Below are 13,579 nucleotides of genomic sequence, written 5' to 3' on the forward strand. Positions count from 1 at the left end.
CATAAAATGTCTCTGTATACTTATTAAGACATTGGTTCCCGTCAAAAAGGGTCATTTTTTTATTATTTTTTTCATTTTTTTCATATGATGATTAATAGCTCAGAAAGCATTATTACTAATTAAAAGACTTTTCTGTTCTATTCCTTTCACTTTCTTTCACTAAAAATTGACATTTTCTGCCTTATTGCATTTTTATCACCTAATATTAAAGAGCCCAGAATTAAATCCGGGACTCTTTATTCTCGCGGAAACACTTTTATTATACGCTAACTTTTTCTTTCTTCTTTTCCACTTCCTTTTCTTTATTCTTGGTACACTTTTTCTCTTCCGCTATTCCGTTTATCAGAAACCATATTCCCTGCCCCAATAATACAAAAGGTAATAACATCTGTGCAAAATTTGTTACATCCACCATTTTTCATTCTCTCCTTTGTTCCTTATTTTGGTAAAATATGCTCGTTTTCAATCGTTTTTCTAATTTATAATGTCTCCCAAATGTGTTTTTTTATCCTCTGAATGATACTTTTAGCTGAACATAGAAAAAGCGGGGTATAAAATCTATTTGAATAGCTTAGACTTTATACCTCGCTTTTATTTTTTTGTCTCTCTTATCTGCTTCTTATCTGATCTTTTTCACTGCTGAAAACGAACCGTATATTTTCTTATTTCCTGATTTCTTTAATGCACGCACTTTGTAAGAACCATTCTTCGGCGCATTTTTATACTTGTAAGATGTCTTACCTGTCGTTGTTACTTTCACCCATTTTTTATTCTTGTAATGATAAATTTCATAAGCAGTTGCGCCTTTCACTTTCTTCCACTGCAGCAGAACTGTTTTGGAAGAACGTCTGCATTTTCCCCAGCTTACTTTTGCAAGAGAAGATCCTTTGACCGTTACTGTAAATGTCTTTGCAAGAGACGGCGCGGCTTGCGGCGCTACTTTAATCTTTGTCTTACCTGCTTTCAATCCGGTTACTTTTCCGGACGCTGACACTTTACATACGGACGGTGTATATACCGTATATTTCATTCCGCCTGCAACAAGCGGCACATTTACAAAGCTGTTAAATATACTGTAAGAAATGCTTCTGGACGTTCCTTTCTTCATGCTGAAAGAATATAGCGGATTGATATAAAACAGATTTCCGTCCTGCTCTTTCGTTACCTCTACGTTTACATTTGCACTCTTATTCTTATAAGAAGAAGCCGATGCTTTCTGCACTGTGGTCGTTGAAAAATTCTGTACCCAGTAATGCACGCCGTTTACGACAACTGCACCCACGCCGATTCCCGTATAAGCAGACGTAAGAATATTTTTCTTATGTCCCTGCGAATTCATCCATGAAGTCATGGCGCTCTTGCTGCTTGTCTGTCCGGCAGCAATATTCTCGCCCAGCATAATATAACCCTGTTTGCTGTCATAACAAACCGTATTGAAATCTCTTCCTGACGGACGTGTATGGGAAAATGCAATCGCAAGTTCCGCTGCACGAAGCATAGAGCCCTTAATCATCCGCTTATCCATCGTAAGCGTCTTAAGTCCTCTCTTGCTTCTCTCACTGTTTACTCTTTTTACAACATCAAATGCTGCACTGTAATCATATTTCACCTTGACCGGCAGTTTTTCCATCTTCATATAAGAGCCATCATCCATCTTTGCCAGGCCACTTATTCCGGTCATCACTGTGCCTGCCGGAAATGCTTCCGGTCCGATATAAGTGACAGAGGACGGAATCTTTACCTTTTTAATTCCGGTTCCGTAAAATGCTACCCGGTTAATCTTTTCCAGCGCTGATGGGAATGTCACTGATGTCAGTTTTCCACAATTTAAAAATGCCTGAAATGCGATCTCTTTTAATTTCTTTGGAAATATTATTTTTTCCAATGCAGAACATTCTCCGAAACATCCATTTAAAATCTGAGTCACATTGTCCGGAATTGTAATCTGCTGTAAAGATGTACAATATGCAAATGCCAGACTATCCAGTGTGTTTAATGTACTGCCAAGCGATACTTCTGTTAAAGAACTGCATTTATAAAACATTCTATAGGAAAGGCTCTTAATTCCTTTTCCAATCGTCACCGACTGAAGTTCCGTGCAGTCTTCACACAGATATAATCCAAGACTTGTTATGGAACCAGGCAAATTCAACGTTTTTATTTTTGCTCCGGCAAAAGCACCTTCATTAATCGCACTGACCGTCTTTGGAATTAGAATTTCGGAGACATTCGCATTGTTAAATGCATTTTCTCCGATCGTTTTTACGGAACCCGGGATTTGATAGGATTCAGCCTGTCTTCCCATCGGATATAGAACTAACGTTGTCTTCTTCGCCTCAAATAATACACCTTCTGAAGCACTGTATTTCGCATTTCCGGCTGCTACCTGAAATCCCTGTAATCCACTACATCCATAAAATGCAAGTGATGATATATAGTTTACAGATGCCGGAAATGTCATCTGCGTCAATGCACAATTCTGGAATGCATAATCTCCGATCTGTTGCAGCTTTTTAGGAAGTACTAAATCAGCAAATGCACTGCAATCGGCAAATGCTGCTCTCGACAGTGTCGTCAATGCCCCCGGTAATTCTGCACTTGTCAGTTCGCTACATCTGTAAAATGCCGCTTCCCCGATTTTCTTCAATGTTGACGGAAAATCAACTTCTGTCAAATTTGAGAAATTAGCAAACGCCTGTGTACCAATCTCTGTAATTCCATCCTGTAAAATAATTTTACGAGCCTTATTTTTATAAGCGCTCAGCGGATAACTGGTGTCATAATTCCCGACAACTTTTCCTGTTCCGCTGACTGTCAGCGTCTGCGTGGTGTCATCCCAGTCATATGTCATGGAATCTACACTTGCTACCCGCGCACGAACACCGGCAGCCTTGTTTTTCTTATCCTTCAACACATATTTTCCCGGTTTTTCTGTCTGTTTTCCGTTCTGATCCTTTGCAGAATCCTGCAACGTCACACTCTTACTCTCCGCGCTGTCAGCAGCTGCCACATTCACCGGCGCAAATACCGTGGACACCGCCACCGCAAACGCCAGGAGTACACCTTCTAATCGTTTCTTTTTCATTTGCTCTCCTCCATCCTACTGCAGTGTATTTATAGATAACCTTTTATTATGAACTGTCCCTTCTATTAATTTCATTATTTTCTTTACTGCATACATCTATTATACAATCCCGGACTCAAACATCCCAAGCTCTGCTATCAGATACTCCGCGAATTCCGCATGTCCTTCCTCAGACAAATGCACACCGTCATATAGAAGCGGCAGCTCCCATTTGCCACAATCTATGCACCTGATGCCAAGCTGCTCTGCTAATGCCCCGTACAATTCGCCAATCTTCCGTGATTCTGTCACAATCCGGTCATCCGAAACCCACGAGCCACGCTTCATCATCGGCGGGACAAGCAGACATAATTCTATCTTTCCCTCACTTACTTCCGGCGTTTCCTGTAATCTTTCCAGAAAATGCTTCATTTTCTCTGCGGTCTTTTCTGCCGATGGTTCTGCCGCATTCAGGATATCATTCGTCCCAAGCATAAGAAACAACCATATCGGTGCAGCTTTTTTCGCCCAGGATTTGATCTGTTTGCAAATAAAATCCATCTGTCCTGTCATCTCCGGAATACATCTTCCGCAGATCCCATGATTTTTCACTTTGTATTCTGTTCTGCCATCCAGGATTCCCGTCCATCTTATCTCTTTCGGAAATCTTCCTTCTGTACCCATGCGGGAATCATACCCGAACGTATTCGAATCTCCGTAACAAATGATCGTTCCTGCCATCTTATTCTCCATACTGCTCCACAAGCCTCTTAATCTCCTGCTTCATCTGTCCTGCCACTTCATCCGGTCCGATGATCTTAATACCCTCGCCAAGCGAGATTACCCAGCCAAGGAACTGCCTGCTGACATGCACCTGTACTTTCACAGAGAAATGCTCCTTATCCACCGGCACCATCATAATATCCTTGCCAAAACGGTCAATCATAACGCCCGCCAGATGATTTTCCACCAGCATTTTCACATCCTGCTCTTTTCCACCGTACATCCCGAAGCTCTTCTTCGCATAATCTGCCATGTCCAGCTTCTTAAAGTGATCTCTGCCCTCCCGACGCTCATCTATCATCCGAAGATTCAGCATCTTATCCACCCGGTAATGCTTGATCATCTGCGCATCTGAATCATAACCAACCAGATAATAGTTCTCATCATCCCAGGACAGACCCCACGGACTGATACGATAATATGCTCCACCATGGCGCAGTTCCATTTCCTTCTTCACATTCCACTGGAAATATTGAAAACAGATCTTTTTATTTTCGGAAATCGCATTATGGATCTCGTCTACAGTATAATAGATACTCTCATTCATCGTCTTGATCCGTCCCGAGACATATACCTGCCTCTGCAATTTCATGGCATCGTATCTGCTGACAAACGTCTCCAGTTTGCGAATCAGATCATTCGTCTTTCTTGCGGTAATAAACTTGGAAGACTGGATTGCATCCACCAGAAGCTTCAGCTCCGGCATCTCAAATGGGCGGTTCACCACATGATAGTGATAACGGTTTCCGACCTGTTCTCCCTCCACATCGATCCCAAATGTCTCCAGATCCCTGAGATCCGTGTAAATACTCTTACGCTCCGCAGTGATATCGTATTCTTTCAGTGCCTCCATAATCTCCGGCATTGTAATATAATGCTCTTCGTCTGTCCGCTCCAGCATGATCTGCGCCAGACGATAGAGTTTGAATTTCTGATTCGTTCCTTTTGGCATTGCGTTCTCTCCCTTGCTTCTACACGTTTCCCACTTTTTCTACTGCCCTATCTCTTATACATCCAGTTCTGGAAATCGCTCTTCCGTCTCGCATAATGCTCCGCTTTCTTCTCATACATCCGCTGGTCTGCGAGCTTCGCAATTTCACGGACAGACTCCCACTGCCGTTCATCACTCCAGACTGCTCCGCAGGAGACACTCATATGTGGCACTGTGTCACCGGACCAGTTATCCACAAGCAAATCAAAATTCTGCTTAATAATCCCAAACTGTTCCTCATCTGTAAACAGGATTGTGACAAATTCATCGCCGCCGACACGGTAGACTTTTCCATAATCATCAAAGCTCTGTTTCATGCAGCCTGCAACACCGCAGAGCAACTCATCTCCGGCGGCATGTCCCAGCCGGTCATTGACCGCTTTCAGACCATTTACATCCGCAGTCAGATAAAGGAACTTCTTATCTGCTGTCAGTTCCTTTATATCCTGCTCATAGGCACGCCGGTTATAGCATCTTGTCAGCTCGTCTGTAGTGGATGACCGGAGCAGCTGCTCTTCTTTCCGTTTTTCATATTCAATACTTCGCACCGCAAATATTACACTCACCGGACGTTGTTCTTCATCCTGCTGAATCGCAATAAACGACGCTTGGAACCAGCCAAGCGTTGTTCCTATAAAATCTCCGGATATATATTTCTCTCCTTCCATTCGTTCAGGAAGTGTATGCAGATCTACAAATTCTCCTGCTGCCTCCCGGTACTCTTCTGCGGTTCTATTTTCCAGAAGCGCACGCATACGCACATCTGCATCTTCATAATAACTTCCTTCTATATTTTCTTCACCGATTTCAGCTCCGCCATAACGCATGATCTTATTTTCCCTAAGTTTGATCACATACATACTGTGGTTGAGTCCTGCCATCGTTGCCAGCACTGCATACTGCTCTTCCTTTTCCCTGTTTATTCTCAATACTCTTGCGATCATAATCAGAAGTATAATCGTTGCAATAAGCAGATACAACATCACACTCAGCATTGCCACTGCATTACTTCCGTTAAGATGTGTCATATCGTATACCACTCCGACTGTATAGCCGTCGATATTCCGTGAAACACTTCTGCTCTTGCTGATTTTTAACTGTTTCAGTTTATTGCCAATCTTTCTGGAATCCGTTGCACCATAGATCTTTCCGCTTTTTGTGTCTGCTACATAGATGTCGATTCCTTCATACACCGGCATATTGCTGACAACGGATTTTATTTCATTTCGTTTCAGTTTTTCCAGAAGACGCACCGGCTCTACACCTACCTGGATCATACGGGTTCCTGCATCATTCCATGTGATCGCATACATCATCTTCTTTCCTTCTGATGTATTCGGTGTCACATCCTGACACATCGTAAGCTTTTTATTTTTCAACATTGGTTTAAAATATGCGATCTGCTTGCCGGAGCTGAAATTATATCCGTAGTATTTCGGCACCGTTCCGCTGTAAACCTTACCGCTCTTATCAAACAGATGCACTTCATCGACAGACATCAGCTTCGCGATCTTCTGTAGTTCCGGCACATCATGCTCTGTCTTCTCATTTGCATCCAGAATATATGCTACCGCCTTTGCCCGCACCATATAATCTTCCTTCAACGACTGGATCATCTCTTTTTCGTCATCTGTATTTCTCTCAATGATCCCTGCCACCTGATCCAGCAGAACTTCTGACGTATTCCTTATGTTCCGGTTATTTACATAATCAAGAAGCCGGTCTTCCAGAAATAACGCCGATATAAGAATAAAAATAATCAGACAGACCACTTTCATCCATTTTCTTTTTTTCACTTGCTTTTTTCCAAATCTCATACTCTAACTTTCCATCCGTTATCTTTATTATCGGTCTTTTGTACATTTTACAATCACAGGTTCTTACATTCTCCATTGTCATAGCAAAAAGTAATTAATCTTCACAAACTAAGTCACTTTTATTATAGCATAATTATTGTTATGGTCATAACAAAGATGGCAGATAATTTCTTGAATATCTTGCTAATATATAGAAACGAGGTCCTTTACTTTACGTAAAGAACCCCGCTTTGTTGAAAGATGTATAATGATTTATTCTAATTGTAATATGAAAAACTTTCTTAAATCGCTCTTGTATATTTCTTCAGCCATTCTCTTTCCTCTTCGTTAAGATGTGGCGCAATTTTTTCATATACCAGTGCATGATAATCATTCAGAAGACGTTTCTCTTCTTCAGACATCATGTCCGCTTTGATTCCGTCAAGATCCATTGGTACGTATGTGATTGTCTCAAAGCAGAGGAATTCTCCATATTCATTCTTCTTCCATTCTTTTACAAGAAGTTCATTTTCCAGACGGACTCCGTGGGAACCTTCAATATAAATTCCCGGCTCATCTGTAATAACAATTCCCGGTTCAAACTGGTGAGTATCATTTTTGCGATATGCCCAGCGGAAATTTGTCGGTCCTTCATGGATATTTAGCAGGTAACCCATACCATGTCCGGTTCCATGATTAAAGTTCAATGCTCTATCCCAGAACGGCTTTCTTGCCAGAATATCCAGATTCATTCCATTGCAGCCTTTTAACATTTTTGCGCTTGCAAGCTGGAGATTACTGATTGCTACCAGTGTAAAGTGCTCTTTCATAATATTCGGGATCTCACCTAATACATAGGTTCTTGTAATATCTGTAGATCCTTCGTAGAATCCAGCTCCTGTATCTGTTAAGAATACATTTCCTTCTTTCAGCTCTACGTCTGTCTCTTTTGATGATGTGTAATGGCAAAGTGCTGCATGTTCTCCATATGCACTGATTGGTTCAAAACTTGGACGGATGAAATTTCCCTGCTCTATACGCAATTCATCCAGCTTGTCAGATGCGCTCATCTCTGTAATCTTCATCTTACCTACATTTTCTTTTAACCATTTCATAAAACGAACATGTGCAATGCTGTCTTTGATCTGTGCTTTACGGATATTTTCAATCTCTACCGGATTCTTAATTGCTTTAAAAAGAATCTCCGGATTGCGTGTGTCTACTTTTTTCATTTCTTCCGGAATGTTCTTATAAATTGCATAATTAGTCTTTGACGCATCCAGAAGTGCTGTATTTTCTATAGAAAGATGTTTCATATCTTCATATATTGCATTATACGGATGAATTGTAACACCATCTTTTGCATAAATAGCTTTCATTTCATCAGATAATTTTCTCTCATCAATATATAATAACATTTCATCCATTGTAATGACTGCATAAGACAATACCATTGGGAAGAAATCAATATCATTTCCACGCATGTTCAGAGTCCAGCAGATATCGTCCAGTGTTGTAAGAATATGTATATCTGCTCCTTCTTCTTTCATTACTTCACGGATTCTCTTTAATTTATCAGCTACGGATTCTCCTGCATATTTCTCCTCAAGAATAAATGCAGGCTCTTCAGAAAGTTTCGGGCGATCCTCCCAGAACTGATCTACCAGATCATATTCGTAAACAATTCCTCCGTTTTTCTTTCGAGCAATTGTCTCATATCCAAGACCTTCTCCCATAGATACAACACGTCCATCAAATCCGATCACACCATTTTCCGGCAGGTGTTCTTCTAAATATTCTTCGATAGTCGGAACTCCCGGCTCACGCATTTTCATAAGCTCTACGGTTGTACCCTCCATCTGTTTTGCCGCCTGGATAAAATATCTTCCGTCTGTCCACATTCCTGCCCAGTCTTTTGAGATTACAGCTGTTCCTGCAGATCCGGAAAATCCAGTCATATATTTACGTGCCTTGAAATATTCTCCTACATACTCACTCTGATGAAAATCTGCAGTTGGAATTACATAAAAGTCAATTCCTTTTTCTTCCATTAATTTTCTGAGACAACTAAGTCTTTCTTTTACTCCCATGAAACATACCTCTTTTCTGTTATATTACATGAGCTATATAATTCTGCACGAAATATATAGCTCATAAAATTCATTATTAATCTACTAACGCGGATAATCGTTTGTCTAACGCGATCATAATTGCTGCTGCCACAAAAGATACAACGGCAATTCCGATACATGCTGTCTTGAATGGAATATTTCCACCAAATAAGATTCCGTATACCGGACCGTAGCTCTTAGCTGCGATAAATGTTGCAAATCCCCACATAGACATCATCAGCGCCAGGTAACGGCTTGGGGAATATTTACTGATGAATGAATGTCCCAGTGGTGAGAAGAACATCTCTCCAAGTGTCAGAAGGAATGCGAATACGATCAGCCATAATACGCTTGCTTTGTGTCCGCCTCTTGCAATATCAATTACTGCATAGAAGATGTATCCAAGTCCGATGATTGCAATTCCAAGTCCTGTCTTTCTGAACAGACTCATGTCTCCCTGCGGTCTTGCAGCCAGCTTTCTCCAGAGTGCTGCTGTCACAGGTCCTAAGATTACACAGAACATTGAGTTTGCTGCATCAAACCATGTAGATGGAACTTCATAGCCTGCAACTACCCAGTTCATGTTATCTGCCCAGTAATAATATACCGGAAGGTATCCAAGATACCAGAAGATCCAGAAAATAATGGAGAACAGAGATGCAATAAGGATCGCACCGATACGTTTTTTCTCAATCGTAGTAAGTGGCTCTTTTTTCGTCTCTTTTTTCTCTTCTACTGTTTTTTCTGCATCAATTGCAAGCTCTTCCTGTGTCTTTGTCTTCTTGAACGGACGTTTTCCAACATCTCCGAGGAAACGCCAGCATACGAAGAAATACCAGCATGCTCCAAGGAACATGATCAGTGCTGCAATTTTAAAGCAAGGAGCAAATCCTAATACTCCGTCTTTTGCAAATACATCTTTGTAAAGAATACCTACAAGGAAAGTACCTATGAATGCACCGACATTTACAAGTGTGTAACGCATAGCGAACGCCGGGTCCATCTGCTCTTTTTCAGTGATAACTCGTCCGATGATCGGTCCGTTTTTAAATAACGCAAGACCTAAACTTACAAGGAAGATCATGGCGTAAACACCAGTTGCTGTTGTTGCCACAGAACCCATGTAATATCCGACTCCGGCAATCATCATACCGACCGGTGTCGTATATTTTGCACCGATATAACGGTCAACTACGATTCCTCCGAATAACGGAAGCAGATAAGAAAATGCGGTCAAGTTCGACTGCATATTTGCTGCAACAGTGTCGGACAGTCCAAGTCCTCCTGTTGCTACGGTTGCTGTTGCGAAAATCAGGATCAGTGAACGTCCCAGATAGTAAGACAGACGCTCAAAGATCTCGGTTGCGGCACATGTCCAGAATGCCGTAGGAAATCCCTTTTTCTTTGTCTCCATTTCTTTTTAACCTCTCTTTTCTCTTGTTACGCGCCGGTATTCCCCTCCCCGGCAGCTGATATAATTGATTTTATCGCTTTAATCCGATAATTTCCAACATTGAAAACATATACCAAAAGAAGAAAAACTTATAGGTTAAAATATTTACTTTTTCACACGCAACGTCCGCAGATACACCTTCTGTTCTGGCGTTATCCGGTAGCTCTCGATCGCTTTCTGGATTGTCTTATTGTGCGTCCACGTATCCATCCGCTTCTCTTCCAGATAAGGAATAATTGCTTCATACTGCTTCGCCAGCGCAGTTGCAAAATACCAGGCACGCATCATGTTGACATAGTATTCTTCCGACCGGATAGCTGCAACTTTTTCCGGATATTCCAGCTTAAATTCATCTTCCAGATAATAGCGCATCAGCATATTTATCCCAAAACGGATCGTATAAGTATGCTCCGATTCCATCCAACGGTAAACCTCTTTAATGAATAGATCCAGATGTTTCTTTACGATTTTCACGGCCAGAAGATCACAGGTCGCCCAGTTATCCACATAGGGAAGAAAACGATCCAGATCTTTTACACATTTTTCGTAATTTTTCCCCTGTTCCAGCAGAAGTCCATGTAAATTATTCTCTTCATAATACTGATGTGGCAATACTTCTACGAACTGTTTTGCTTCTTCTGTCTTTCCATACTTTTTTGCAAATGCACGTAGTGCCGGAGTCCTTACTCCGATCACACGCTCCGGATCTACCGTAGGCATCAGTTTCATATGGAAATCCCGATACCCGGTGTCCTGCATGGCAAAGAGTTCTTTTTGTATATTATCAATTACAGCCTTTTTATTCATTTTATTTCCACCTCTTATTCATTGCATCTATTATTTTCCACATTTTATTTCTTATTTATTTTGTAAGCCTCGATTTTGCTTTGCTCCATGCAGAATAAAGTTTCACAGATTTTCCGTTTACTTTTACCGTTTTATAAGTGCGGATTCTTACGTAATATTTCTTCTTTGCTTTTAACTTGAAAATCGCTTTGCTCACTGTTTTATTCTTCGTGATCGTCACGGTCTTTGCACCCTTGAACTTAGACGATGTTCCGTACTGCAACTGATATCCGGTCGTCTGTGTCGCCTGTTTTTTCCACTTCACTGTTAGCTTTTTCTTACCTGCTGTCAGTTTGGAAATGCTTGTTGTCTTCGGAACGATCTTAAATGTCTTCTTCACTGTTCCGCTGTAATTATTCTTCAGTGTGATCATTACAGTATAACTTCCGACATTCTTGCGTCCCTTCGCATACGCTATGGAATAATCTATTTTTGCAAGTGTCTTGCCTTTGCTGTTCTTTACTGTTACGGATGGTGTTTTCGTCTTGCCGTCATATACATAACTATTTCCGGAAAGTTTTACATCTGCAATCTTTGCAATTGTTTTTGTTCCAATCACTTTCTTACATATCTTGCAACGCTCTTCTATCTTACCATCCGTTTTTAAAGTTGCTTTTGTAAGAATATTTTCTGTCTGATGTCCTCCTGCACACGGATCTTCAGGATCCGGTGTCGGTATGGAACCTGCTTCGTCTGTAATTTTATCTGCAAAATCCGGCAGGATTTCCTCTTTAAATTCCTTCAGGAGCGAAGTTTTTACCCGGATGGTCAGATCTTTATGACATCCTTCAAATGCACTGGAATAGATTCGCAAATACGGTGGTTGTTCTTCTTTTTCAAATACCACTTCTTTTAAAGCAGAACAATTTCTAAACACTTCATTATTGATAACCTGTATTGTGTCCGGAAATGTCACTTTTACAAGAGACGAACATTCTTCAAATGCACTGTCGTAAATCGAAGACACCCCTGGCATCTCCACATTCTTTAAAGACTTGCATCCATAAAATGCATATTTTCCAATTTCCCGCACTTTTGAAGATAGTTTCACAGTTTCCAGATTTTCACAGTTTGTAAACATCCAGCTGTCAATCTCTTTTACATCTCCGCCTATGGTAATAGATTTGACTTTTTCTTTACACTTATCATCTGTTTCATTGCAAAGCGTATTCCATCCAAGCATCCCCTGATCTGTAATAATCGTAAGCGCCCCTGTTTTTTCATCCAGTTTATAGCCTTTTGTCTCTAGTTCTTCATCACTGTCTTCTGCCCATTTTGCATATAGATTCCGGTCAAAACCATTATCCGTACATTTCCTTACCCAGTCATAATTACTGGTATCTTTAATCAGACTGTCATAATATGCCGTCGGTTTATAACACCAGCCAAGGAATGTATATCCCTTCCTCTTCGGTACATATTTCCCGATATCAAAGAAATTATCACTTTCCTGATCCAGTTCATAAGTGATCTGTCCTTTACCATCGATAGTCCCGCCATTTCCATGGAATGTGATGGTATCACCTTCCTCAAAAACCGGATACAGTTCCTCATCACCCCAGTTGTACGTTGCCTTTTCTATATTATTTTCCCAGTCAAATGTATAAACCGTGTCACTGCCATCTCGCTTCTTATCTGCGAAATACAATCCTCCGCTCCACTCTTTAAAATGAAATCCGGGTCTTACGATTGCCGGGAGTCTTATTTCCTGTTTTTCTCTTTTTATATAATAGCGATCCGGAAAATTTTTAGATTCTTCTTCCGTCACATCTTTATATGTCAGCAGATAATATGGCTCAAAGAAACAAAGCGTACAGCCGCTCCATGTATTCTCGACCGTATTTGCGACTGTAAGTCCTGCACTGTCTTTTACTTCACTTACAAAATCAAAGCCGCTCCCCCGGATCGCTTCCACAATGCATGGCAAACCTGTCTTGTTTCTGTAGCCTATAGGTGATATTGACATGATATCCATATCCACACTTTTTTTCACGGACTCTGACAGTGAATTTTCACCCATTTTCCAGATATTATACGTATTCGTAAGCACCGGATCACTTGCATCTGTTATAATCTTGCTTGTATCCAGCTTGCTTCGTACCAGCTTGGAATCATAGGCACGCAGCTCTTCAAGTTCTAATCTTGCACGTAGCAATGTCAGTGTTACATAAGGAACGCCATCTGTTCTGGTATCATGTGTCACCTTAAGCTCCGGATCAATATAAAAATATTCATCCGGCATGATCAGATGCTTCGCATTTTCTGAATTATCATCTCCCATCAGATGCCCGATCTTCTCTGCGGAGATCTCATCTGCCTCCCGGACATTCTGCATCGATGCCTTTTCGTCCGCTTTTACTTCGCTCATTCCTGGCATTAATGACGCCATCATTGTAATTGCAAGCACACCGCCAAGCACGCATTTGCCTAATCGTTCTATTTGTTTCTTTTTCATACGCAAAACCTCACTTTTTGTTTCTACATAATTTTCCTGTTTTCATTATATCAAGCCGGATTTTTTCTATCTACTGTATT

General features: G+C 41.0%; 9 protein-coding genes. All 9 read right to left on the reverse strand.

The window, feature by feature from the left end; genetic code table 11:
* Positions 1 to 259: 259 nt before the first annotated feature.
* The gene (locus tag DW125_RS14025) at positions 260 to 415 is read right to left on the reverse strand and encodes a hypothetical protein (RefSeq protein WP_021859627.1); all 156 of its coding nucleotides are present in this window, start codon (positions 413 to 415) and stop codon (positions 260 to 262) included.
* A gap of 204 nt (positions 416 to 619) precedes the next feature.
* Positions 620 to 3,085, reverse strand: coding sequence for a leucine-rich repeat protein (locus tag DW125_RS09480; RefSeq protein ID WP_117537970.1), 2,466 nt, complete (start codon positions 3,083 to 3,085; stop codon positions 620 to 622).
* Between the two features lie 99 nt (positions 3,086 to 3,184).
* Complete coding sequence (locus DW125_RS09485; RefSeq protein ID WP_117537971.1) at positions 3,185 to 3,817, reverse strand: SGNH/GDSL hydrolase family protein; 633 nt, start codon at positions 3,815 to 3,817, stop codon at positions 3,185 to 3,187.
* Positions 3,807 to 4,799 (reverse strand): helix-turn-helix transcriptional regulator, encoded by a 993-nt coding sequence (locus DW125_RS09490; protein WP_117537972.1) that lies wholly within the window; start codon positions 4,797 to 4,799, stop codon positions 3,807 to 3,809. The genes DW125_RS09485 and DW125_RS09490 overlap by 11 nt, the downstream gene beginning before the upstream one ends.
* 47 nt (positions 4,800 to 4,846) lie before the next feature.
* The gene (locus tag DW125_RS09495) at positions 4,847 to 6,655 is read right to left on the reverse strand and encodes a GGDEF domain-containing protein (protein WP_117537973.1); all 1,809 of its coding nucleotides are present in this window, start codon (positions 6,653 to 6,655) and stop codon (positions 4,847 to 4,849) included.
* Between the two features lie 281 nt (positions 6,656 to 6,936).
* Positions 6,937 to 8,724, reverse strand: a complete 1,788-nt coding sequence (locus tag DW125_RS09500) for an aminopeptidase P family N-terminal domain-containing protein (protein WP_117537974.1) — start codon at positions 8,722 to 8,724, stop codon at positions 6,937 to 6,939.
* A gap of 76 nt (positions 8,725 to 8,800) precedes the next feature.
* Positions 8,801 to 10,159, reverse strand: coding sequence for a peptide MFS transporter (locus DW125_RS09505; protein ID WP_021859633.1), 1,359 nt, complete (start codon positions 10,157 to 10,159; stop codon positions 8,801 to 8,803).
* Positions 10,160 to 10,303: 144 nt separating this feature from the next.
* Positions 10,304 to 11,005: a DNA alkylation repair protein gene (locus tag DW125_RS09510; RefSeq protein ID WP_117537975.1), complete on the reverse strand. Its 702-nt coding sequence runs from the start codon at positions 11,003 to 11,005 to the stop codon at positions 10,304 to 10,306.
* A 55-nt stretch (positions 11,006 to 11,060) separates the two neighbouring features.
* Positions 11,061 to 13,499, reverse strand: coding sequence for a leucine-rich repeat protein (locus DW125_RS14260; RefSeq protein WP_242992948.1), 2,439 nt, complete (start codon positions 13,497 to 13,499; stop codon positions 11,061 to 11,063).
* Positions 13,500 to 13,579: the final 80 nt, after the last annotated feature.

This window comes from Dorea sp. AM10-31 (assembly GCF_003435815.1).
Classification (GTDB): domain Bacteria; phylum Bacillota; class Clostridia; order Lachnospirales; family Lachnospiraceae; genus Dorea_D; species Dorea_D hominis.

Bases quoted from the DNA above. Each gene is read 5' to 3' on its own strand.
- DW125_RS09495 (WP_117537973.1), bottom strand. From the start codon at position 6,655: ATGAGATTTGGAAAAAAGCAAGTGAAAAAAAGAAAATGGATGAAAGTG.
- DW125_RS14025 (WP_021859627.1), bottom strand. From the start codon at position 415: ATGGTGGATGTAACAAATTTTGCACAGATGTTATTACCTTTTGTATTA.
- DW125_RS09490 (WP_117537972.1), bottom strand. From the start codon at position 4,799: ATGCCAAAAGGAACGAATCAGAAATTCAAACTCTATCGTCTGGCGCAG.
- DW125_RS09505 (WP_021859633.1), bottom strand. From the start codon at position 10,159: ATGGAGACAAAGAAAAAGGGATTTCCTACGGCATTCTGGACATGTGCC.
- DW125_RS14260 (WP_242992948.1), bottom strand. From the start codon at position 13,499: ATGAAAAAGAAACAAATAGAACGATTAGGCAAATGCGTGCTTGGCGGT.
- DW125_RS09510 (WP_117537975.1), bottom strand. From the start codon at position 11,005: ATGAATAAAAAGGCTGTAATTGATAATATACAAAAAGAACTCTTTGCC.
- DW125_RS09500 (WP_117537974.1), bottom strand. From the start codon at position 8,724: ATGGGAGTAAAAGAAAGACTTAGTTGTCTCAGAAAATTAATGGAAGAA.
- DW125_RS09485 (WP_117537971.1), bottom strand. From the start codon at position 3,817: ATGGAGAATAAGATGGCAGGAACGATCATTTGTTACGGAGATTCGAAT.
- DW125_RS09480 (WP_117537970.1), bottom strand. From the start codon at position 3,085: ATGAAAAAGAAACGATTAGAAGGTGTACTCCTGGCGTTTGCGGTGGCG.